20 protein-coding genes and 2 pseudogenes are annotated in these 22,996 nt (G+C 68.7%); 11 read left to right on the top strand and 11 right to left on the bottom strand.

The window, feature by feature from the left end; all coding sequences use genetic code 11:
- Positions 1–16: 16 nt before the first annotated feature.
- Positions 17–676 (bottom strand): TetR/AcrR family transcriptional regulator, encoded by a 660-nt coding sequence (locus tag ABD793_RS19150; RefSeq protein WP_344861744.1) that lies wholly within the window; start codon positions 674–676, stop codon positions 17–19.
- 33 nt (positions 677–709) lie between these two features.
- Positions 710–1,486: an enoyl-CoA hydratase/isomerase family protein gene (locus ABD793_RS19145; protein WP_344861743.1), complete on the bottom strand. Its 777-nt coding sequence runs from the start codon at positions 1,484–1,486 to the stop codon at positions 710–712.
- Positions 1,487–1,622: 136 nt separating this feature from the next.
- On the opposite strand from ABD793_RS19145, the gene ABD793_RS19140 reads away from it, so the two are divergent.
- From ABD793_RS19140 to ABD793_RS19105, 8 genes are read left to right on the top strand one after another with little or no spacing between them, the layout of a single operon-like run.
- The gene (locus ABD793_RS19140; protein ID WP_344861741.1) at positions 1,623–1,889 is read left to right on the top strand and encodes a hypothetical protein; all 267 of its coding nucleotides are present in this window, start codon (positions 1,623–1,625) and stop codon (positions 1,887–1,889) included.
- Between the two features lie 28 nt (positions 1,890–1,917).
- Entirely contained in the window at positions 1,918–3,948 is a 2,031-nt protein-coding gene (locus tag ABD793_RS19135; RefSeq protein WP_344861739.1) for a hydantoinase/oxoprolinase family protein, read from the top strand.
- Positions 3,949–3,951: 3 nt separating this feature from the next.
- Positions 3,952–5,880: a hydantoinase B/oxoprolinase family protein gene (locus tag ABD793_RS19130; RefSeq protein WP_344861737.1), complete on the top strand. Its 1,929-nt coding sequence runs from the start codon at positions 3,952–3,954 to the stop codon at positions 5,878–5,880.
- 10 nt (positions 5,881–5,890) lie between these two features.
- Complete coding sequence (locus ABD793_RS19125; RefSeq protein ID WP_344861735.1) at positions 5,891–6,289, top strand: carboxymuconolactone decarboxylase family protein; 399 nt, start codon at positions 5,891–5,893, stop codon at positions 6,287–6,289.
- Complete coding sequence (locus ABD793_RS19120; RefSeq protein ID WP_344861733.1) at positions 6,286–7,044, top strand: SDR family NAD(P)-dependent oxidoreductase; 759 nt, start codon at positions 6,286–6,288, stop codon at positions 7,042–7,044. The genes ABD793_RS19125 and ABD793_RS19120 overlap by 4 nt, the downstream gene beginning before the upstream one ends.
- A 25-nt stretch (positions 7,045–7,069) precedes the next feature.
- Entirely contained in the window at positions 7,070–7,858 is a 789-nt protein-coding gene (locus ABD793_RS19115; protein ID WP_344861731.1) for an SDR family NAD(P)-dependent oxidoreductase, read from the top strand.
- Complete coding sequence (locus ABD793_RS19110; RefSeq protein ID WP_344861729.1) at positions 7,859–9,364, top strand: acyl-CoA synthetase; 1,506 nt, start codon at positions 7,859–7,861, stop codon at positions 9,362–9,364.
- Positions 9,361–10,104, top strand: coding sequence for an SDR family NAD(P)-dependent oxidoreductase (locus ABD793_RS19105; RefSeq protein ID WP_344861727.1), 744 nt, complete (start codon positions 9,361–9,363; stop codon positions 10,102–10,104). The genes ABD793_RS19110 and ABD793_RS19105 overlap by 4 nt, the downstream gene beginning before the upstream one ends.
- A 75-nt stretch (positions 10,105–10,179) precedes the next feature.
- Here ABD793_RS19105 and ABD793_RS19100 read toward each other — a convergent pair whose 3' ends face one another.
- From ABD793_RS19100 to ABD793_RS19090, 3 genes are all read right to left on the bottom strand, one after another.
- On the bottom strand, positions 10,180–10,914 hold the full coding sequence (locus ABD793_RS19100; RefSeq protein ID WP_344861725.1) for a hypothetical protein: 735 nt from the start codon (positions 10,912–10,914) through the stop codon (positions 10,180–10,182).
- Positions 10,915–11,279: 365 nt separating this feature from the next.
- Positions 11,280–12,503 (bottom strand): TetR/AcrR family transcriptional regulator, encoded by a 1,224-nt coding sequence (locus tag ABD793_RS19095; protein WP_344861723.1) that lies wholly within the window; start codon positions 12,501–12,503, stop codon positions 11,280–11,282.
- 17 nt (positions 12,504–12,520) lie between these two features.
- Positions 12,521–12,844 (bottom strand): acyl-CoA dehydrogenase family protein, encoded by a 324-nt coding sequence (locus ABD793_RS19090; RefSeq protein ID WP_344861721.1) that lies wholly within the window; start codon positions 12,842–12,844, stop codon positions 12,521–12,523.
- 99 nt (positions 12,845–12,943) lie between these two features.
- Here ABD793_RS19090 and ABD793_RS19085 point away from each other — a divergent pair.
- Positions 12,944–13,780: pseudogene (locus tag ABD793_RS19085) on the top strand (AMP-binding protein); the annotation flags it as partial.
- Between the two features lie 126 nt (positions 13,781–13,906).
- Here the strand turns inward: ABD793_RS19085 and ABD793_RS19080 are convergent.
- The 3 genes and pseudogenes from ABD793_RS19080 to ABD793_RS19070 all read right to left on the bottom strand — a co-directional run.
- Positions 13,907–14,266: pseudogene (locus ABD793_RS19080) on the bottom strand (GntR family transcriptional regulator); the annotation flags it as partial.
- Between the two features lie 126 nt (positions 14,267–14,392).
- A complete protein-coding gene (locus ABD793_RS19075) occupies positions 14,393–15,004 on the bottom strand; it encodes a DUF998 domain-containing protein (RefSeq protein ID WP_344861719.1) in 612 nt (203 codons plus the stop codon).
- 642 nt (positions 15,005–15,646) lie between these two features.
- Positions 15,647–17,260, bottom strand: a complete 1,614-nt coding sequence (locus ABD793_RS19070; protein WP_344861717.1) for an FAD-binding oxidoreductase — start codon at positions 17,258–17,260, stop codon at positions 15,647–15,649.
- 225 nt (positions 17,261–17,485) lie between these two features.
- Here ABD793_RS19070 and ABD793_RS19065 point away from each other — a divergent pair, with 225 nt between their 5' ends.
- Together ABD793_RS19065 and ABD793_RS19060 are read left to right on the top strand one after the other, a co-directional pair.
- Positions 17,486–18,175 (top strand): response regulator transcription factor, encoded by a 690-nt coding sequence (locus tag ABD793_RS19065; RefSeq protein ID WP_425548720.1) that lies wholly within the window; start codon positions 17,486–17,488, stop codon positions 18,173–18,175.
- A complete protein-coding gene (locus ABD793_RS19060) occupies positions 18,172–18,963 on the top strand; it encodes a sensor histidine kinase (protein ID WP_344861715.1) in 792 nt (263 codons plus the stop codon). Before ABD793_RS19065 ends, ABD793_RS19060 begins: the two co-directional genes overlap by 4 nt.
- An 803-nt stretch (positions 18,964–19,766) precedes the next feature.
- On the opposite strand, the gene ABD793_RS19055 is transcribed toward ABD793_RS19060, so the two are convergent.
- From ABD793_RS19055 to hglS, 3 genes are all read right to left on the bottom strand, one after another.
- Positions 19,767–19,958 (bottom strand): hypothetical protein, encoded by a 192-nt coding sequence (locus tag ABD793_RS19055; protein ID WP_344861713.1) that lies wholly within the window; start codon positions 19,956–19,958, stop codon positions 19,767–19,769.
- A 100-nt stretch (positions 19,959–20,058) separates the two neighbouring features.
- On the bottom strand, positions 20,059–21,585 hold the full coding sequence (amaB, locus tag ABD793_RS19050; protein ID WP_344861711.1) for an L-piperidine-6-carboxylate dehydrogenase: 1,527 nt from the start codon (positions 21,583–21,585) through the stop codon (positions 20,059–20,061).
- Positions 21,586–21,610: 25 nt separating this feature from the next.
- Positions 21,611–22,996, bottom strand: coding sequence for a 2-oxoadipate dioxygenase/decarboxylase (gene hglS / locus ABD793_RS19045; protein WP_344861709.1), 1,386 nt, complete (start codon positions 22,994–22,996; stop codon positions 21,611–21,613).

The raw sequence follows: 22,996 nt of genomic DNA, 5'->3' as shown, positions 1-22,996 counted from the left end.
GCCGTGGCGTGCCCGGTCAGGCGGAGGAGCGCTCGCGGTACTCCGCGAGCCGCTTCTCCAGCCCGGCCACGTCGTAGCCGTCGCTGCAGAACCCCGAGATGAGCGTCGCGCAGTACTCGCGGGACAGGAACGCGGCGTCCCACGGGCCATCGGCGCGGGCCCACTGGTAGGTGTGGTTGTGCAGGTTGAGGAACTGCAGCATGGCCAGGCGCGGGTCGAGCCGCCGGAACGCACCGACGTCCATGGCCGCGACCAGCAGGCCCCGGACGATCTTCTCGAACTCGCGGCGCTGCCGCAGCAGCCGGGAACGGTTGCTGCCCGTCAGATGCCGGTAGTCGTGCTCGTAGACCCAGATGTGGTCCAACCGGGCCAGGATGATGTCGAGCAGGGCCTGCGAGAGCAACCGCAGCTTCAGGACCGGATCCTCGTCGAGCGCGGCAATGCTCCTGGCCCCGGTGAGCAGCGGGCCCAGTACCCGGTCCTGGATCTCGACGAGCAGATTTTCCTTCGAGCCGATGTAGTAGTAGAGCGCGCCCTTGGCGAGCCCGGCCACCTCTCCCAGCTCGGCGATGCCGGTGGCGGCATAGCCCTGTTTGGCGAACAGCGCGGCCGCCTGGTCGATGATCTCCTGGCGTTTGACCTCGTAGCCAGGTCCGTGTCCCGGTGGTCTCGGCATCCTTCTCCCTCGCTGGGCAAACCGCAGTTCACTCTAGGCGGGCTCGCCGAACGTGGCCTTGCCCGGCCCGTTCCGCAGGAACGAGGCCATGCCCACGTCCCGGTCGCCGGTCGCGAACAGGCCCGCGATGAGCGACCGCTCCAGTGCCAGACCGTCCGCCAGCGGGCTGTCGAGACCGCGATCCACGGCCTCCTTGACGGCCTGGATCGCGAACCGCGGCCCGGCTGCCAGTTCGCGGGCGAACTCCAGCGCGGCCGCGTAGGGATCATCGGCGATCCGGTCCACGATGCCCAGGTCCGCGGCCTCGCCGGCGGGCACCCGCCGCCCGGTCATCATCAGCTCTTTCGCGCGGGCGGGGCCGACCAGCCGGGCCAGCCGTTGCGTACCGCCGGAGCCCGGCATGATCCCCAGCTGGACCTCGGGAAGACCGAGGACGGCGCCGGTGGCGGCGACCCGGAAGTCGGCGGCCAGCGCCAGTTCCATCCCGCCGCCGAGCGCATATCCGGTGATCGCCGCGATCACCGGGACCGGGAGCTGGGCAAAACGCGTGAAGGTCTCCTGCAGCGCGCGGTTCCAGCCGACGATCTCTTCGAAGCCGAACCCGGCGAGCTGCTTCACGTCCGCGCCGGCGGCAAAGCACCGGGGCCCGCCGTAGAGCACCACGGCGTGCCCGTCGGGATCGTCCGCGATCGAGGTCACGGCCTCGGCCAGCGCACGGCGCATTTCGGTGTCGAAGGCGTTCAGCGGTGGTGCGTTCAGCCGAACGGTAATGACCCGGTCGGTGGTATCGAGTTCGACCCGTGCCGTCATCCTCGCCGCTCCTCTTCTCACCCGGTCCGGGCTTGTCAGGCCGCTTCGAGAGACCTACAGTGCTCTCCATCACGGTTTCTTAGACCGATTGGTACACGAAACTCGACATCGGCACAACACACCGGAGTGATGGCCAATGGATGCAGTCGAAACATCGGTCCCGGAAGGACTTTCGGTCATCCGGGACGAGGTCACGGCGGACGAGCTGACGATGCTCGGCGTCGACCTCGGACGTGACTTTCCCGGCTCCACGGCGGCCGAGTTCCGCCGTTACCCCGTGCTGAGCGAGGGTGGCTGGTTCACCGTCGTCAAACACCAGAAGACCCTGCAGACCGTCAGCCGCGAGCCCGGTCCGCTGCTCGGCCCGATCGTGCTGACCTCCGACGGCCTCGACGTCGACTGACCAGAACTCACGAAAGGCGGGAAGTTCCATGATCGGAGTAGACGTCGGCGGCACGTTCACGGACGTGGTGGCCATCGCGGACGGCGAGATCCGCACGGTCAAGGTTTCCACGGACGTGCGCACCACCGAACGCGGTGTGCTGCGCGGTGCCGAGGAGATCGGGGTCGCGGATTCGGCGGTCTTCAACCACGCCAGTACCCACGGGCTGAACGCGATCATCACCCGGCGGCTGCCCAAGATCGCGTTCCTGACCACACTCGGCCACCGCGACATCCTCGACATGGGCCGCACCTGGCGGCCGGTCGAAGGCCTGACCAACCCGGCATGGCGCCGCTCCTACGGAGACGCGAACCGGCCGCTCGTGCCCCGTTACCTCCGCCGCGGCATCCGGGAACGGCTGACCGCCGACGGTGGCGTCCTCATCCAGCTGGACGAGGACCACGCCCGCGAGGAGCTGCGGATCCTGGGCAAGTGCGGGGTCGAGGGGGTGGCCATCTGCCTGATCAACGCCTACGTGAACAACCACCACGAGCAGCGCCTGCGCGAGCTGGTGCACGAAGAGCTCGGCGACATCCCGGTCTCGATCTCCAGTGACGTTTCGCCGCTGGCGAAGGAATTCGCCCGCGCCTCCACCACCGTGGTCGACGTGTTCATGCGGCTGACCTACGACCAGTACACCAAGCGGCTCGGCTCCGGGCTCAGGGAACTCGGCTTCGGCGGCGACCTCAACTTCGCCGACTGTGCCGCGCAGCTCGTGCGCTCGGACGTCGCGATGGAACACCCGTTCCGCATCGTCTTCGCCGGCCCGGCCGCGGGAACCGTGTCCAGCGCGCACTTCGGCGGGCTGATCGGTGCGGGCAACCTCCTGTGCGCCGACGTCGGCGGTACCTCGTGCGACATCAGCATGGTCACCGACGGCAAGCCGTTCGTGAACACGACCTTCGAGCTGGAGCACGACCTCATCGTCAACGCGCTGTCGAACGAGATCTCCAGCATCGGTGCCGGCGGCGGCAGCCTCGTGACGATCAACGCCGCCGGCGAGCTGAAGGTCGGCCCCGGCAGCGCCGGTGCCGACCCGGGACCCGCCTGCTACGGACTCGGCGGCACCCAGCCGACGACCACGGACACCTGCCTGCTCATGGGCGTCATCGACCCCGACGGGTTCGCCGGCGGCCGGATGAAGCTGAACCCGGACCTGTCGCGCCAGGCGTTCGAAGCGCTCGATTCGAAGCTGTCGCTCGACCAGCGGATCAGCTACGCCTTCAACATCGGCATCAACAACATCGCCGAAGGCGTCGTCAACATCGCCATCCAGCACGGCGTCGACCCCCGTGACTACAGTCTGGTCGCCTTCGGCGCGGCCGGCCCGATGCTGCTGCCCGCGGTGCTCGACCTGGTCCACGCGGCCGAGGTCATCGTGCCGCCGCACCCCGGCCTGTTCTCCGCCCTCGGCCTCGTCAGCTCCGACCTGGTCTACGCCGACAGCCGCAGCGCCTACACCCTGCTCGCCGCGGAAGCCGCCGAGCAGATCGACAAGGTCTACCACTCGATGGAAGAGCGGCTTCGCGAACGGCTGCAGGAGAAGGACCGCGGGAACGTGAAGTTCGTCCGCAGCTTCGACGGCAGGCTGGCCGGCCAGACCTGGGAAACTCCGTTCGTCGGCGTGCCCGACGGCGAGATCGACGCGGACGCGGTCGCGGCGATGATCGCCAACTTCCACGAGGCCTACGCCGAGCGCTCCGGCAACAAGTTCGAGGCGCTGCCCGTACAAGGGGTGACCTACCGCGTCCAGGCGGTCGTCGAGGCCGACAAGGTCGAGTACCCGGTGCTGCCCGAGCGGCCGGCGGGGGAGTCGCCGCAGCCGTCGCGGACCCGGCAGATCCGTTACCTCACCGACGACGTGCTCGACGCGCACGAGTACCGGCGGACCGAACTGCTTGCCGGCGACCGGGTTCCCGGCCCTGCGGTCATCCGCGAACCGCTGTCCACCACCTTCCTCGTCCCCGGCCAGGTCGCGACCGTCGGGACCCACGGCGAGCTGCGCATCCGGAAGGCGTGAACCATGACCTCTCTCAAAGACCTCGACGACGCCCAGTTCACCGAGCTCTACGGCGCCGACCGGTTCACCGCGTCGGTGCTGGCCAGCCGGATGCGCTACATCGTGCAGCACATGTGCACCGGGCTGCTCAACAACGCGTTCTCACTGATCCTGCGCGACTGGTACGACTTCGCCGCCACGATTTCCGGGCCGCCGGAGCAGAACTACCCGATGCCCTCGGTGAGCAACAGCCTGGCGATGTTCCTCGGCACCATGTCCGAGGCCGTGCGCAACACCGTCGAGGAGTACGGGCCGGAGAACATCAATCCGGGCGACGTGATCATCTGCAACGATCCCTACCGCGCCGGCAACCACGTCAACGACGTCTGCTTCATCCGGCCGGTGTTCCACGAGGGCAAGCTGATCTCCTTCGTGAATCTGCGGGCGCACCAGCTCGACATGGGCGGCGTGGTCCCGGCCGGGTTCAGCGGCACGAAACGCAACGTCTACGAGAACGGTCTCGTGATCGCGCCGACCCTGTTGTACCGCAACGACAAACCGGTCAAGTCCGCGTTCAACCTCATCTTCGACAACGCGCGCTTCTGCGCGCTGCTGCTGCCGGACATCAAGACGATCTACCAGAACCTGCTGCTCGGCGAGCAGCTGATCCTGGAGAGCGTCGAGCGGTACGGAGTCGGGGCCTACCTCGGCGCGATCCGCTACGCCACCGACGTCTCGGCCGAGTCCATGAGCACGGCACTGGCCGAACTGCCGGACGGGATCTACGAAGCCGAGGAAGGCATCGACTGCGACGGCGTCGACGACTCCATCGAATACAAGATCCACCTGAAGATCACCAAGGCCGCCGATCGGATGGAACTGGACTTCAGCGGTACCTCACCGCAGGCCCGCACCAGCATCAACGCCGGCATCCTCGACACGAAGACCGCGGTCGGTGTCGCGCTGAAGTTCCTCATCGACCGGGCCAGTCCGTTCACCTCCGGCGCCTACCGGCCGATCGACATCGTGCTGCCCGCGGGCACCTTCATCAGCGCAACTCCGCCCGACGGCGCGGTGTTCCTGTACTGGGAGAGTACCGGGCCGGCCCTGCTGGCAGTGTTCCGCGCACTGGAGAAGGCACTCGGCCGCAAGGCCGTCGGCGGCGACTACGGCTCGCTGAACATCCACAACGCCAACGGCGTGCTCGCCGACGGAACCCCGTGGGTCACCACCGCTCAATGCGGTGGCGAGCACGGGCCGTGGGGCGCGACCGAGGACGGCGACGCCGACAGCTACTCGGTCGTCTACCAGGCCAACAACCTCGACCCGGCCACCGAGGCCATCGAGTCGGAACTTCCCGCGGTCGTGCTGCGCAAGGAATACGCGCCCGACAGTTCCGGTGCAGGGGAGAACCGCGGTGGCGCGGCGGTGCTCAAGGACACGCTGTACCTGACGGCGGCCGAGCACTGGTCGAGCCCGCTGCACACCAAGAAGGCCAGTGGCGTCGGTGTCTACGGCGGGCAGGCGGGTGCACTCGGCGGGACCTGGGTGTTCCACTCGGACTACCGGAACGTGCCGCGCGACAAGGATCTCATCGGCACCGACCCGTCGGTGTACGCGGGCTCGACCCCGGTCGCCGGGATGCTGGACCCGGAAACCAAGACCATCGACCCCGCCGGCGAGTACTTCTACTTCGCCAGCACCCCGGTCTGGCACACCCAGCCGAACGCGGTCTTCCGCTACCTGACCAACGGCGGTGGCGGATGGGGCCGCCCGCTGCAGCGCAGCCCGGAACGGGTCTGCCGGGACGTCCGGGACGAGTACGTGACGATCGAGGGTGCCTACCGCGACTACGGCGTCGTGATCACCGGGGACCCGCACAACGATCCGGAAGGGCTCACGATCGACCACGAGGCGACCGCCGCGCGGCGTGCCGAACTGGCTGCGAAGTAAGGAGAAGACCTTGTCCGACAACGGCACCGACGTCACGCGTCAGAACGAGCTGCGGGAGGCCTTCGTCAAGGAACGGGGGTACTGGAACACCTTCTGGGAGGGACTGCTGGGTCTCGACCCGGAGTTCTTCGAGGCCTACCTGAACTTCTCCGCAGTGCCGTGGCGCAAGGGCGTGCTCGAACCGAAGACCAAGGAACTGATCTACACCGCGATCGACGCGTCCACGACGCACCTCTACGAGCCGGGACTGCGCCAGCACATCCGCAACGCACTCGGCTACGGCGCGACGAAGGAGGAGATCATGGAGGTGCTGGAACTGACGAGCGTGCTCGGCATCCACACCTGCACCCTCGGGGTTCCGGTCCTGATGGAAGAACTCGCCGCGCACGAGCAGAAGTCGTCGTCGTGACCTTCGGTGTGCTCGACCCGCGCGGACCGGCCTCGATGGCCGGGCAGCGCGCGGTCGTCACCGGTGCCGCCCGCGGGATCGGCAGCCGGATCGCCGTCGAGCTCGCGCTCGCCGGCGCCCACGTCACCGTCCTGGACGTGCGGGAGCCGGCCGGTACGGTCGCCGAGATCGCCCAGCTGGGCGGCTCGGCGACCGGGCTGCAGGTCGACATCACCGACCGGTCCGCCGTCGCCGGCGCGATGGCGTCCGCGGCCGGTCCCGATCGGCGGCTCGACACATTGGTGACCTGCGCGGCGATTTACGGCGACACCATCGCCATCGACGAGCTTTCCGAGGCCGAGGTGGATCTCGTGCTCGGCGTCAATGTGAAGGGGACCCTGTGGTGCATCGGTGGCGCGTTGCCGTTCCTGCGCGGTCACGACTCGCGGGTCGTGTGCATCGGCTCGGTGGCAGGCAAGGTCGGCGGTGTGCTGGCCGGTCCGCACTACGTGGCCAGCAAGGGCGGCGTACACGCGGTCGTCAAATGGCTGGCGAAGACCGAGGCCGGCAACCAGGTGCTCGCGAACGCCGTTGCCCCGGGTGTCGTCGACACCCCCATGGTCGAGGGCAAGGGCTATCCGGAGAACTACAACCCGTTGGGACGGCTGGCCCGGCCCGAGGAGATCGCCCGGGTCGCGGCATTCCTCGCTTCGCCTGCCGCGAGCTACCTGACCGGCGCGGTGGTGGACGTCAACGGCGGATACGCAATGGGCTGAGGCCCGGACGAACAGGAGAACCGCAGTGAACACAACCGGATGCGCGATCGTCACCGGCGCGGGTTCGGGGATCGGCCGTGCCTGCGCGCATCGGCTGGCCGACGCCGGGCTTGCCGTCGCGGTCCTCGACGCCAATCGCGACGCCGCCGAGAAGACCGCTGCCGAACTCCTCGGTGACGCGGCCGCCTTCACCGTCGACGTCACTGACGAGGCGCAGGTCGCGCGGGTGGTCGGTGCGGCCACCGAGCGATTCGGCGGCCCGGCGGTGCTGGTCAATGCGGCCGGGATCATCGTCCGCAAGACACTGCTGGAGTCCACGGTCGAGGAGTGGCGGCGGGTACTCGACGTCAACCTCACCGGGTACTTCATCCTGCTCCGGCAGGTCGTCCCGTTGATGGCGGCGGGCGGTGGCGGCTCGATCGTCCAGATCGCCTCGATCGCAGGGCACACCGGGTACGGGTTCTCCTCCTACACCGCGGCCAAGGGCGGCGTGCTGGCACTGACCCGGCAGCTGGCCGCCGAACTGGCGCAGGACGGCATCCGGATCAACTCGGTCAGCCCCGGCGTGGTCCACAGCGGACTGAACCGCGACACCCTTGCCAACCCGGCGATCCACGCGGCCACCGTCGCGAACACGCCGGTCGGCCGGATCGGCGATCCGGCCGACATCGCCGCCGCCGTCGCCTTCCTCGCCGGCCCGGACGCCGGCTACATCACCGGCACCGACCTAGTCGCCGACGGCGGGATGATCAGCACCATCCACTGGGGCGCGGCCGGCGACGATCTGCACAGCTTCCACGCCCAGGAGCACTGAATGTCGAACTTCGCCGCCATCCTCGACCACAACACCGGCCGCGCACCGGGCCGGATCGTGCTCAGGCAGGGCGAGCGCGAGCTGACCAACCAGGAGCTGCTCGACCGGGTCAACGCGATCGCCGCCGGACTCACCGACCTCGGCGTCGGCCCCGGTGACGTGGTCGCCATCCTGCTGTACAACCACCTCGAGTTCCTGGAGACCGTCTTCGCGGTCAACCGGATCGGCGCGGCGTTCCTGCCGCTGAACTACCGGCTCTCGCCGGAGGAATGGCGTTACATCGTCGAGCATTCCGGGGCCGTCGCGCTGCTCACCGAGCCGGAGTTCCGCCCGGCCGTGGACGAGCTGGCCCTGCCCACGCTGAAGCACCGCCTGCTGCTCGACGGGGCGGCCGAGGGCTGGACCGGTTACGCCGACCTGCTCAGCGCCCATGCCGGGCGGACGGTCGCACCGGCGGTGGTCGCGCCGGAGGACCTGCAGCGGCTCATGTACACCTCCGGAACGACGAGCAGACCCAAGGGCGTCCGGATCACGCACGGCAACCTGGCCTGGAAGAACCTCGCGCACATCGTCGAGTTCGGCATCACGGCCGCGGACACCACACTCGTCTGCGGCCCGCTCTACCACGTCGGCGGATTCGACCTGCCCGGTGTCGGCACGCTGCACGCCGGCGGCTCGCTCATCGTCCTGCGCAAGTTCGACGCCGAAGCGGTCGTCACCGCCATCGAACGAGAACGGCCCACCAACGTCTGGCTGGCGCCTGCGATGATGAACGCGATCCTGCAGCTGCCGGACATCGCCGAGCGCGACACCTCGTCGATCCGGTTCATCATCGGCGGCGGGGAGAAGATGCCCGTGCCACTGGTCGAGCGGATCCTCGCCGCGTTTCCGAAGGCCTGGTTCGCCGACGCCTACGGGCTCACCGAGACCGTCTCCGGTGACACCTTCAACGATTACGAGCACATGCTGGCCAAAGTCGGCTCGGTCGGACGCCCGGTGGTCCACCTCGCGGTTCGTATCCTGGACGAGGCCGGAAACGAGGTACCGAACGGCGAACTCGGCGAGATCGCGCTGGGCGGGCCGAAAGTCAGCTCCGGCTACTGGCGCGACGAAGCGGCCACGGCCGAGGCCTTCAGGAACGGCTGGTTCCACACCGGCGACGTCGGCCGGATCGACCAGGACGGCTACCTCTACGTCGAGGACCGCAAGAAGGACATGATCGTCTCCGGCGGGGAGAACATCGCGACCCCGGAGGTCGAGCGGGTTCTCTACGAGCACCCCGACGTCGTCGAAGCGGCGGTGGTCGGCGTGGGCCACCCCCGCTGGGGAGAGGTTCCGCAGGCGTTCGTGGTTCTGCGGCCGGGGGCCGAGCCCGACCGCGACTGCCTGCTCGAGTTCTGCCGGGCCCGGCTCGCCAAGTTCAAGGTCCCGGCCGACCTCGTCTTCCTCGACGTCCTTCCCCGCACCCCGTCCGGAAAGGTCCTGAAACGGAGCCTGCGCGCATGACCGCCTTCGACCTCACCGGCAAGCTCGCCTGGGTCACCGGCGCCGGCAAGGGGCTCGGCCGGGCCATCGCCGAAGCCCTCGCCGAGGCCGGGGCCAGTCTCGCGATCACCTCCCGCACCGGCGAAGACCTCGACCGGCTCGCCGCCGATCTCGGCACCGCACACGTCCTGCCCGGCTCGGTCTCCGAACCCGGCTTCGCCGACGACTGCGTCGCCGACATCGTCCGGCACTTCGGCAGGCTCGACATCCTGGTCACCGCCGCGGGCATCAGTCCTTCGTTCCGCCGCAGCGAAGACAGCACCGACGAGGACTGGGCCCAGGTCGTCGACGTAAACCTGACCGGCACCTACTACAGCGCCCGCGCGGCCGGCCGCCGCATGCTCGAACAGGGTTCCGGATCGATCATCACCGTCTCCTCGGTGCATGCCCGGACCGGATTCGACCGCATCGCCGCCTACGCCGCCAGTAAGGGCGGCGTCGAGGCCCTCAGCCGGGTTCTCGCGGTCGAATGGGCACCCCGCGGCGTCCGGGTGAACGTGCTCGCCCCGGGCTACTTCCACACCGACCTGTCCGCGGGACTGGTGGCCGGCAAATGGAGCGAGCGCCTCCTCGCGAACATCCCGCAGAACCGGGTCGCCGCCCCGCCCGAACTCGGCGCAGCGGCGGTCTACCTCGCCTCGGACGCCGCCGGCTACACCACCGGAAGCACTCTCACCGTGGACGGTGGCTGGACCGCCTGAACTACCGGGTAATCCGGCCGACCGCGCACCAGAGCGGCGAGTTGCGGGTCGTGGCCGTGCGGAGGATCTTCCCGGTCAGGGGATCACGCGGTTGAGCAGGTTGTTCGGGTAGGGGCCTTCGCCGTGGATACCGAGTTCGGCAGCGACGTCGAAGCTGTAGAAGGGGTGTGAGCTGAAGTAGCCGTTGAGGTCGGTGATGGTGCTCAGGAAGCAGATTCCATCGGCGCCACCGGCGGAATGCGGACCGTTGCACAGGCTGAGCGTCGGATATTTGAAGCCGTCGAGTGGCCGGAGTCCGGCGCCGCCGGGGCCGGGGGCCGGGATGTGCCCGATGAGGCCGCCCGGGTCACCGGGCCAGTTGGACTCCTGTGACTGACGGCGGCCGTCGGAGAACAGGATGCCTTGGATGTTCCGCCCGGGTGGCTCGGTCTCCAGTACGGTGCCTGCGACAAGTGCGCCGAGACTGAACCCGGCGAGATATACCTTGGTGTCGAGGTCGCAGTTGGATGTCACGTACAGGTTGTGCAATGCGGTGCGCAGGTTCGCGACGCCGGTGTCGACGTCGGTGTAGAGGTTGATGTCGGCTTCCGCGTTGGGGTACGGGATGCGGACCGGATTCACTCCTGCGGGGGCGTGGTCCAGCATCTCGTGGCCCCCGTCCCGGTAACCCGCAACCACGAACATGACCGGCCCGCACGCGTTTGCCGTTCGGGCCGGTGCGGCTGCGGCGGTAGCGGTGCAGGTCGCGGCGAGCAGACTCCAGAGCATCGACACCACGGCCGCGGTGCGCCACCCTCGTCCGAAATACATGATTCCCCTTCATTTTCTGCTCGTCGTACGCGATTCTCCGCCGTGCCCATGATATGCCGTTCGATGAAATTCCTGTGAAATTGCAGGTCGTGCGCAGGCGTGGACGGATCGGGTCTTCTACCGGAGTTTCGCATCGGGTGTCCGGCCGTCGAGGATCCGGTGTAAGGCTGTCCGGAACTTCGCACCATTGTCCATTTTGGATGGTCGGCACGGCGAAGGGCAACTGTGCCAGGTCCGGGCGCTTGAGGATGCGCCACCCACCGGATGGTGTGGTACCTCCGGATCGGGGCTGGGGCCGAAGTGGCCGTGCTGCCGTCAGCGGGTGAGGCCGACGTTGCGGCAGGGCATGCCGACGTTGCGGTCACTCAAGTGATCGGTCTGCCCGGCGCGGCCGGCGGCGATTCCGGGCCTGGCAGGCCGAGCAGGTTCGCGCCGATGGCCTCGATGGCTTCGGGTTGCGCCGCGCCGTGTCGCAAGTGCGGGGTGCGCGCGGTCTCGCTGGAGATGGAAAGCACGGCGTGCACGCGGATGCGCGCGGCCACCGTGTCGATACCGGGCTGGTGCAGCCGCAGAAGGTGCGCCCACTCGAGGACATGCTCGTGCTGTGCGCGCACGATCTCCTGCATTTCGTCCTCGTTGAGGTGGTCGAGGTCGGTGATCAGGAGGCTGAAGATCTCCGGGTAGCTTTGGGCGAGCTTGACGTGGGAGCGAAGGTGCCGGCGCAGCGCGTCGGCCGGGTCGCTGGCCCACCGGTAGTTGATGGCGACGTCCATGGCGAGCGCGGCCGCGCCTCGCCGCAGTGCCGTCACGAGCAGATCGCGCTTGGTGGGCCAGTGATTGTAGATGCTGGGTCCGGCGATGCCGGCGGCTCGCGCGATCTCCTCGATACCGACCTCCGCGTATCCGCGGGCGGCGAACATGCGAATGGCCTGGGCGAGCAGTTCTTCTCGACGGCTGGCGGGGGTGAGTGCCGGGCCGCCGTCCGGAGGGCGGGGTGCGCCGGCGCGCGGGCTGGGCAGTTCGGTGGAGAGCACGGCGTCGACGAGCGTGGCCAAAAGCTGCTCGAATGCCGCCCTGGGCAGCGTGTAGCGGTGGAAGGACGGGCTGGTCATGACAGCGATGATCGAGCCGGCGAGCAGGTCCGATCCGGCGTCCGGCAGCTCGGGCCGGAGGGCGTGGACGTACCTGCTCAATCGCTGCTCGATCTCCTGGACCACAGTCCTGAGCGACTGATAAGCAGCCGAGTCGAGATTACGCGCCTCGCGCTGCCACATCAGGCCCAGGTGGCGCTGGTCGAGGGCGAGCGCCGATAGTCTGCGCGCGCTATCGGCCGGATCGGCGGGGTCCAGCGCGCCGACGAGCTCGTGGATCGGTGCCAGTCCGGCCGCCAGGACCGTGGCGAGGATCTGCTGTTTGCCGGAGAAATGCCGGTAGAGCGCGGACGGGACGATGCCCACCGCCTCGGCGAGATCAGCCATGGAGAGCTTTGCATAGCCCGGGGTGACGAAAAGCTCGGCCGCCGCGTTGAGGATCAGTTCCCGCCGGTGAGGGGAACGGGAGCCGCGCGGTCTCGGCGTGCGCGGTGGCATCGGGTCTCCTTCGTCGGTCAGCCGAGTTCGAAGGACCGGCCGATGATCTCGGTGGTGCCTCCGTCGATCCGGGAGGTCCGCGAACCGATCCAGGCTTTGGCTATCGGGTATTCGAGCATATAGCCGTAGCCGCTGGGCAGTTGGCCGCACGCGTCGATCGCGCGCCCCTGCAGTTCCGTGGTCCACCACCTGACCTTGGCCGCGTCGACCGGGCTGCGGTGCCGTCGGCGATTGCGGGCGCTGACGTAGCCGGACTCGGAGGTGCACAGCAGATACCCGGTGCCTGCCGCCTCGGCGGGGCCCCGCAACGTTTTCGGCAACCATGCATGCCCACTAGTCACCAGTCACGCTGTGCATCGTTAAACCTTGACAGGGTCGATTTATCAGGTGAACTATATCTCGTAGATCACTAGTAGTCATTCACACGTGAGGTGGAGGTCATGTACCTGACCCAGGGGCTGCACCGCGCCGTGCAGCAGCGGCCGGACCAGGTGATGTCGATCTGCGGCGGACGCCGGCGCACCCATCGCGAAGTCGCCGACCGGGTGTCCCGGCTCGCGGGCGCGCTACGCGGCCTCGGCGTGCGCGACGGTGACCGGGTGGCGATGCTCGCGCTCAACTCCGACCGCTACAGCGAATACCTCCTTGCCGTACCGTGGGCCGGCGCGGTGTTCTGTCCGGTCAACACTCGCTGGAGCGTGGCTGAAATCGCATACTCGCTCGACGACTGCGAGGCGCGCGTACTACTTGTGGACGAGGCGTTTGCGCCGATGCTCCCTGCGCTGCGCGAGGCCTGTCCCGCGCTGGCCACGGTGATCTACGCCGGCGACGGGCCGACGCCGGCCGGCACGGTCGACTACGAGGAGCTCATCGCGGTGGCGGAGCCGATCGAGGACGCACGACGCGGCGGGGACGAGCTCGCCGGGATCTTCTACACCGGCGGGACGACCGGTTTGCCCAAGGGCGTGATGCTCTCGCACGCCAATCTCGGCACCTCCTGGTACGGCGCCGCCGCCAGCGGGCATCTGTTCGGGCCGAGCTCGGTCACCCTCCATTGTGCGCCCATGTTCCACATCGCCGGCTTTGCCGCTTGGGGGATGACGCTGCAGGCCGGCGGGACCCACGTGTTGCTGCCTGCGTTCCGGCCGGACGACGTCCTGGGCGCGGTCGCCGAGCACTGCGTCACCGATGTGCTCCTCGTCCCCACCATGATCCAGATGCTCGTCGAGCACCCCCGAGTCGGCGAGTACGATCTGACCAGCTTGCGCACCGTGGTCTACGGCGCTTCCCCGATACCCTCGGCTGTGCTGGAACGGGCGGTCAAGACGCTCCGTCAGCGCGGCCACGAACGCGCCCCGCCGGGCAATGTGCTCGACAATCCCCTCGTGGTCGAGCGTGATCAGCGCTTCGCGGACGGGCAGCTTGCTGATGCCGAGCTCGTCGGCCAGGGCGTCCTGGTCGATCTTGGTTCCCGGCCGCAGCTGACCGGAGAACACCCTGCGCCGGATCTCGTTCGCCGCCACACTGTTCAGGTTCGCCCTTCCGGGCCGCCGCGGTGCGGCACCGGTGGCGTCGAGTGCCGTCAACGATCCTCCGCTCGCGGTCACCGAACTGAATGCAACAGATATAATATCATGCCTGTTCCAGCCGGCGTGTTGAGAGATCTTGAAGACTGCGGTGCGGCCTGGATCAGTCGTTGGGGCCGATCGCCGGTGCCGACAACGGATCGCATTGGCCTGCGGGAGGCCGTTGCGCTCCGGCATGAACGCACCGCTGGTGGCGCGAGCGGTGCGCGGAATGAGCGGATATCAACAAGTCCGGCGGAGTTGAAGCCCGGTAAGGAAGCAGCAACAGAGGTTGAAAGGCCGGCATTGCGGGGCCGCCCGTGATCACGTTCGCGCGGGTTTCACCAATTCGGCCCGTTCGTTGGTCGCCGCCGCGCCTCTCGCGCGTAGCGCCAGAACGATGAGCCAGGTCCACCCGATCACGTTGGTCAGGCGCTGCCAGATGCCGAGGGTCTCCGTCTCCACGAGGGCGACGACGAAGGTCAACGGCATGGCGACGCCGACCGCGATGGAGTACCAGCGCCAGAGCGCGGTGGCCTGCCACCGAGCGGCCACGAAACACGCGGCGACGAGGGCTGCGGAGCTGATCGTCCCCACCACGTTGTGGATCGTGCCGTGCCAGGTCGCATGGTCGGCCGGCACCGGGTCGGACACGAAGACGCCGGCCAGCGCCAGACCGGCCCCGGCCATGGCGACCAGCACGCCCGTCGAACGGTTCACCGCCTTCGCCACCGCCACCGCGGATGCGGTGATGAGCAGCCCGGACACGAGGAAGTTCGCGATCTGCAACCAGCCGCCGCTGCCGATCTCGGCCTCGCTGACCGCGTCACGCACGGGGTTGTAGTCCGGCTTGACCACATCATTGATCAGGAAGAGCACAATGAACAATGCCGATCCCACCGCGCCACACCACAGCCACCCCCGCTGAATTGTCATGGCGCGAGATTAGGCCCCGCCACCTGAGATCATCCTGAGGAGCGTGGACCCATCGTGGTCGCCGGGCCCTCGGCATGACGTCGACGATGCCGGCCGGCACACCCTGGTCGTACCCGGCCGACCCCATAAGTCGGGCCGCTGCACCAGGTGGCCGGTGTCCTTTCCGCAGCAGGCGTTGTGCGGTTCTCGTTAGCATAGGTGGGAACGGCAATATCGGGTGTATGTCCATATCGGACACAACATCAAATTGCCTGCGCAACAAGGGCCGGCGCCTTCGGGTTGCCAGGTCGACATCGACGGCATGCTGACCTCGACGGACCGGACCGGACCGGACCGTTGCCGGAGCATGAACGCACCCCGTGCGAGTTCGGAGTTCGACAAGCCCGGTCGTTGCGCCAGCAGTTCGGGCAGGAGCAGGGCGTCACGCTCATCCAGAGTGGTCGCAGCACCTCCTCCATGACCGCACGGAGGACGCTCGACGCCTGGTCCGCTCGCGGACCCGGTGAGGTCTCGCAGCCGGCTTCAAGTTCGCACCGCCCCGTTCATCGCGACTTGATTTGTGAGGTTTGGTTGAGGAGAACGTGGCCGCTGGCAGTACTCGGTGCCGCGCTCTGTTCGTCGCCGAACAGAGCGCGGTCGGGTCTAGTGCGGCAGCTTGATCGACATCGCGTGGTGGAACACGTCACGCGGGTCCCAACGCGCCTTGATCTGCTGGAGCTTCGGGTAGTTCTCCTTGTAGTACAGGGTGTGCCACGGGACTCCGGACCTGTTCCACTTCGGATCGGTGGTGTCGATGTCCGGATAGTTGATGTAGGAGCCGTCGTTCACGCTGTTCGGGACCGGCACGCCTCCGGTGTCCTGGTACATCGCGCTGTACCAGCGCCGGATCCAGTCCAGGTTCGTCTGCTCGCCGTCCGGGTCGGTCCAGGTGACGGTGTAGATCGCTTTCATGACGCTGTCCCGCTGGGACAGGGCGGTCGCGTCCGGTGCCACCGTGTTGACCTTGCCACCGTAGGACACCAACAGCAGCAGTGCGCGCTCGTTGTTGTGGTCCGTGCTGGTCAGGTAGGTGTAGGCGGTCCCGATCTGCTCGTCAGTGAACCGTTTCCGCAAGTAGGCCGCTTTCGCTTTGAACATCCCGGATTCGTCGGTCTGGCTCAGCGACCCGGCCTGCACCGCGGCAAGCCACGGCAGCGGATGGGGCGGCCGTACCGTGGTCGTGCCCGGGACGCCCTTGCCGACCTCCGCGAGGTAGTCGCGCAGCAGCCGGTCGGCGTCGGGCAGGGTGCCGTCCATGGTGGCCACCATGGCGAATCCGCCGGGGTCGGCACCCGTGTTGCGCCGGCTGATCAGCATCGGGCTGAAGAGGCTGGCGTAGCGGGAGTCGGGCGCACTGTTGCGCTCGTGCCATTCGCCGTAGTTGCGCAGCAGGCGGTGGAACGATTCCTCGGTGATGTCCCGCCAACTCCACCCGATCGTTGCGCCGAGTGTCACGGCGGGCGGCTTCGGCAGCAGGTGCGCGGGATCGTTGCCGGTGGCTCCGGGTGCGCGCATCCAGTACCGGGTGACCACGCCGAAGTTCCCGCCACCGCCCCCGGTATGCGCCCACCACAGGTCCCGGTTCTGGTCGCCAGGCTCCCGGGTCGCGACTACCGCCCGTGCCCGTCCCGAACGGTCCACCACGACGACTTCCACGGCGTACAGGTAGTCCACCACCGAACCGAGCTGCCGGGACAGGGGACCGTAACCGCCACCTTGGATGTGCCCGCCTGCGGCCACACCGCCGCACTGGCCGCCGGGGATCGTGACACCCCAGCCAAGGTAGAGCCGCTGGAACACCTCCCACAGGCTGGCGGCCGGCTCGATCATGAACGCGTTACGGTGCTGGTCGAACGTGACCTGCCGCATCGCGGACATGTCGATGATCACCTCTGCGCCCTCGCCCACGAAGTTCTCGTAACAGTGCCCGCCACTGCGGACGGTGACCCGCTTACCCGCACGTACCGCGCCCTCTACCGCGCGTACGACCTGCTCAGTCGTGGTGGGCAGCCGGAAGAACTCGGGACGCGGGAAGAACCGCTCGCTCGTCCGGCGCAACACGAGGTCCGCATAGCGGGCATCACTCGGCGGGATCATGGCCGACTCGCGCACGCCTTCCTCCACCGTCACGTCCGCACTGACCGGACTTCCGATCAGCGCCGCACCTCCCAGCGCTGCGGCGCCGGCAATGAATCCACGACGGGTAGGACCAGACATTCTTTTTCCCGATCTGTGTGTTGATATGCCGGGGAAAACGCTAGAAGCAGTCCGCCGGTGACACCATCCGCAGAGATCGACTGTCAGGCAACCGTCAGGAAACCATCAGGTTCGCGGATACCGGGTCGTCCTGCACGGGCAGTCCGCGGGGGCTGCTCGATCCACTATCGCCAGGTCCGCGGAGGAGTATCGGCTCGTCCCCGTCAGGATGGTGTGATAGGGGACGTGGACCTCATTCTGGTGGTGGACGACGACCTGGGACTGCGGGAGCTGTTGCTGTCCGCGCTGCGGTTCGCGGGGTTCGAGGTCGAGGCGGCCGGCGACGTGCCGGCCGCGCTGGCCGCGATCGAGGCGCGCCCGCCCGACGCGATCGTGCTGGACGTGATGCTGCCCGGCACGGACGGCTTCGACCTGGTGCACCTGTTGCGCGCGCGGGGCGTCCACGTGCCGGTGATGTTCCTGACCGCCCGCGACGAGCTGGACGACCGGGTCCGTGGGCTGCGCCTTGGCGGCGACGACTACCTCACCAAGCCGTTCAGCGTGGTGGAGGTTGCCGCGCGGCTGGAGGCGCTGCTGCGGCGTGCCCGCCGCGTGCCGCCGACGGTGCCGGAGGGCGTGTGGCGCTGCGGCGACCTGGAGATGGACGAGGCCCGGCATGTGGTGACCAGGGGCGGGCGTCCGGTCGAGCTGTCTCCCACCGAGTTCCGGCTGCTGCGTTACCTGCTGGCCAACACCGGGCGGGTGGTTTCCAAGGCGCAGATCCTGGACCACGTCTGGCAGTACGACTTCGGCGGCGACGCGGGCGTGGTCGAGCGGTTCGTCTCGAACCTGCGCCGCAAGATCGACTTCGGCGGGCCGTCGATGGTCCACACCATGCGGGGGTTCGGGTACATCCTGCGGCCGGTGCAGCGGTGAACCGGTCCTCCCGGTGGCGGCTGATCCGCATCGCGCTGCTCGCCGGCCCGGAAGCCGCGGTCGCCACCGCGGTCAAGCAGGCGTTCGACGCGCAAAGACGCGCTCAGGACCGGCTGCGCAGCTTCGTCGCCGACGCCGGCCATGAGCTGCGCACGCCGCTGGCGACCATGCACGGCTGGATCGACCTGTATGTCCAGGGCGGCCTGCGCGACCCCGACCAGCTCGACCACGCGATGGAACGGATGCAGGCCGAGGTGGACCGGATGCGGCTGCTCGTCGACGAACTGACGCTGCTGGCCAACCTCGACGCGGCCCGGCCGCTGAACCGCGAACCGGTGGACGTGGTGGCGCTGGCCGGCGAAGTGGTGGACGACGCCGTGGTAGTCAGTGCCGATCGCGCCATCACCCTGCAAGGGGTGGCAGAAGCGGTTGTCGACGGGGACGGCCCGCGCATCCAGCAGGTGCTGCGCAACCTCGTCGGCAACGCGGTCCAGCACACCCGACCCGGCACACCGGTCACGGTCACCGTCAGCTCCCAGGACGGTCAAGTGGCGCTGGCGGTACACGACGACGGTGACGGGATCGCACCGGAGCACCTGCCGCACGTCTTCGAGCGCTTCTACCGCGCCGACCCCAGCCGCAGCCGCGACAGCGGTGCCTCGTCGGGTCTGGGCCTGGCCATTGTCGAGGCGATCGTGACTGCACACGGCGGCACAGTCACGCTCACCTCCGCGCCGGGCCAAGGCACCACCGTCCAGGTCACCATCCCCGGCAACAGCGCTCCCTGACCGGCCAGACCGCTCTATGGGAGTCCGCCAGTCCCTGGCGATCGCGGTCAGGGCACAAGTTGGCGCCCAGTGTTGCCGCCGGCGACGAGCTGGGTGCAGAGAAGATCCACGAGCGCCGGCGGACAAGTTCACCACGGGCCGACGACTGTGCGCCCCTAGTCACCACCGGCCTGGGCACGGGACGAGGTCGGGGTCGGGATAGGCGAGTTGTTCGCGAAGTTGCCGGGTTTTCGAGGGTGAGTTGGTTGATGGTGCGGACGAGGGCGGGAACGTCGGTGCGGAGCTGGTGGCCTGCAGGGCGCGGTTGATCAGCCGTCCCGGCGAGGACGCTCCGTCGTCGGTGACGTTGCGGGTCTCGTAATGCCGGCCGGCACGCGGCGGGGCTTTTCCAGCGGAATCCGGTAGGTCGGGTGGCTGTCCTCGCCGGGGTTCGGGGACGCTCGAGGCACTTCGGTCCGGTCGATCCCATCCATACTCCGCCATCAGCAACGCCCCCAGCGCCGTCGTATCCATCCGCAACGGCGGCACGAAGCGCCCTCCGGGCCGCCGCTCTGATCCGGTCGAACTCCGCCTGGCTGTGGGATTGCGCCGGTCTCGTCGGCACCTTCACGCGCCCGGCCCCGTCTGTAACCGCGTGCAGGCCGGTGGTCACTCTGAAAGCGTGGTGGCCAGCGGATTCCGCAAACGGCACCGGGAGAAACCAAGCAGCCCCGGACGTGACATGGGCAGCCCGGCAGCGCGGGACACACCGGGCCGCGAACAACGCAGCCAGCGATCGCTGCAGGGGCGGCGTCAGCACTCGCTCACAGCACCCCGCAGCCCTCGGTGAACGGCAACATCCGCTCCCGCACCGAAAACTCGTTCAGCTCACGTTCACCGGCGACGTCGTCCTGGTTGCGCCAGCGCGGCACCGGGTTCAACCGCCGGGTGACCTCGGTGACCGACCGTGTTTCCGGCAGCCGGTCGTAGCGGTCCTTCTTCTGCGCCTGGCACACCGCCCACACCCGTGTCGGCAGTACCGGATCGGGACCTCGAAGGTCGGCAGCCCGATGTCGATCCGGCACCGCCACGCGCAGCCGGGTTCGGGATGCCGCGTCAGAGGAAGCTGACGTTCTGCGCGAGCGTCAGGCGGCTCGAGTAGTTGATCGTGGTGGTCGCGCGGCGCATATAGGACCGCCAGGCGTCCGAACCGGACTCCCGGCCGCCGCCGGTCTCCTTCTCGCCGCCGAACGCTCCGCCGATCTCCGCGCCCGAGGTGCCGATGTTGATGTTGGCGATCCCGCAGTCGGAGCCGTCGGCGGCGAGGAACCGCTCCGCCTCCTGCTGGTCGCGGGTGAACGCCGAGGAAGACAGGCCCTGCGGCACGGCGTTGTTCAGCGCGATGGCCTGATCGAACTCGTCGTAAGTGAGGACGTAGAGGATCGGGGCGAAGGTCTCTTCCCGCACCACCGCGGTCTGTTCCGGCATGCGCACGATCGCGGGCTCGGCGTACGCCGCCTTCGGTGCCTCCGCCGTCAGCCGGCGCCCGCCGCCGGCCAGGACTTTGCCTCCCTCGGCCGCCGACTGCGCCAGCGCCCGCCGCATGCTTTCCGCGGCCGCGGTGGAGATCAGCGGCCCGACCAGGGTGTCCTCGGTGAACGGGTTGCCGATCGGCAGCTTCCGGTACGCGGCGGTGAGCCGCTCGACGACCTCGTCGGCGATGTCACGGTGCACGATCAGCCGGCGCAGCGTGGTACACCGCTGTCCGGCGGTCCCGGCCGCGGCGAAGACGATGCCGGGCAGCGCCAGCTCGAGATCCGCCGACGGCGCGACAATCGTGGCGTTGTTGCCGCCCAGCTCCAGCAGGCTGCGGCCGAACCGGGCAGCCACCCGCGGCCCGATCGCGCGGCCCATCCGCGTCGAGCCGGTCGCACTGATCAGGCTCACGCGTGGATCGTCGACCAGCTTCTCGCCGATCGCCCGGTCGCCCAGCAGCAGCCGGTGCACCTCGCGCGGCGCGCCCACCTCCTGCGCCGCGCGGTCGAGCAAGTGGGCGCAAGCGAGGGACACCAACGGGGTCAGTTCCGAGGGCTTCCACACCACAGTGTCGCCACAGACCAGTGCGACGGCGGTGTTCCACGCCCACACCGCGACCGGGAAGTTGAACGCCGAGATCACGCCGACCACCCCGAGCGGATGCCAGGTCTCGGCGAGCCGGTGGCCCGGCCGTTCGGAGGCGATGGTGCGGCCGTAGAGCTGCCGTGCGAGCCCGACGGCGAAATCGCAGACGTCGATCATCTCCTGCACCTCGCCGAGGGCCTCGGAACGGATCTTGCCCGCCTCCACGGTGACGAGTTCGGCGAGTGCCTCCTTGTTCCCGCGCAGCAGATCACCCAGCCGCCGCACCAGTTCCCCACGAACCGGGGCCGGGGTGTTCCGCCAGCCGAGGAAGGCTTCGGCGGCCTCGCCGATCGCCCGGTCGGCCTCGTCCGCGCTCGTCGCGGCCAGGTCGAACAGCTCGTCGCCGGTGATCGGAGTACGGGCGGTGAGCCCGGATCCCGAGGGCACCGTGGCACCCACGCGCCGCAGCGCGGCCAGGGCTCGATCGCGGACCTCGTTCACGCCGGGCACTGCGTCGGTCATTCGGATTCCTTTCCACATCGGACGGTCACCGGAAGCTGTCCGCCGGGCCGAGCTTCTTGACGATTTCGGCGAGCGAACTGTCCTGCTGCCGTTGGTAGAGCGTGTACGGGTCGTGGATTTCACGGTCGATCGCACCGGCCAGCCAGCCGATGTCGTAGCGCACGCCTTCGCGGGAATTGTCCCGGCTGCCTTCGCCACTGAGATTGGACTGGAAGATCCCGGCCGCCGACCGCGGCAGGAAGTCCTCGTAGACAATCGGTTCGGCGGCTGTCCAGCCCCCGTCGAGCAGCCCGGCGACGGTCGCCGGCGGCCGTCGGTCCCGGGGGCGGTCGTCGCGGAGGTGGTAGGTGAAGTAGGCCAGGTCCTCGTCGATCAGGTCGCGCTCGGTACGCGGAAAGCCCTCCTGCCACACGACTTGTGCCGCGTGCTCGCGCCCGAGCTCTGCCGTCCGCCGGTCGGTCTCCGCCAGGAGCAGGTCATATCGCGTGCGTCCGCGAGGGGTCAACGCGATGCCGCGAGCCTCCACCTCGCCGAACCGGACGCGTAACGCACCCGTCGTCACCGTGCCGTCCGGCAGCCGCAGCCGGCGTGTCTCGTCGAGGGCGCGGAACGAGGTCTGTCGCAACAGGACGTCCGGGCCTTCCCGATGCGGCGGTCCCTGAATCGCGTCGATCATCGTGACCCCGCGCTCGGTCATCCTCCGGTACAGCGCGTCGATGTCGAGCACCCGCGGGGTGAGGTGGTTGAGGTGGGTGCTGCGAACCCCGCCGATATCGGCGGCGACGGCGGAGACGCGCTCCAGTTCGTCATACCACGCCTTGTCGACAGGTTCCGCCGACAGCTCGAACGCACGGACCGCGAGCCCGACGAAGCGATCGGCGTCGGCCCGCGGTAGCTCGCGCTCCCGTTCGGCCCGATCGGCCAGCTCGAGCAGTTCGGGCGGGAACAGCACACGGCCGGCCAGGAAGCGCTCCAGCCGCGTTCGCAGGTCCTCGTCGAAGAACCGGGGGTCGGCCGGAGTGAGCAGGGAGGTGAAGACCCGGAACGGGTTGCGGGCCAGCTCCTCGGCCTCGACCGGGCGGAAGGCGGTGGAGATCACCGGCACCGCGGTCGACGCGGCCTCCCGCAGGTCGTAGAACCCGACCGGCTGCATGCCCAGCGCACCGAAGATCCGGGCGGCCTGGCTCAGCTCGGCCGGGGTGCCCACGCGGATCGCGCCGTGGCGTTCGGAGGTGACGCGTGCGATCGAGCCGAGTCGTTCGGCATCGGCGCCGGAGCGCTCCAGCACCTCGGCGTTCACTTCGCGGGAAACCTCGACCAGAGTCGAGTAAGCGGGCACTTCGCGGCCGTACATTTCGGACAACCGGCGTGCGAACTCCGCACGCAGCTGCCACTGGCTGACGATCGTCAC

This window comes from Amycolatopsis ultiminotia (assembly GCF_039536925.1).
Classification (GTDB): Bacteria; Actinomycetota; Actinomycetes; order Mycobacteriales; family Pseudonocardiaceae; genus Amycolatopsis; species Amycolatopsis ultiminotia.
The sequence above is the reverse complement of the archived record's forward strand: the minus strand, read 5'-3'. Positions and strand labels throughout refer to the sequence as shown.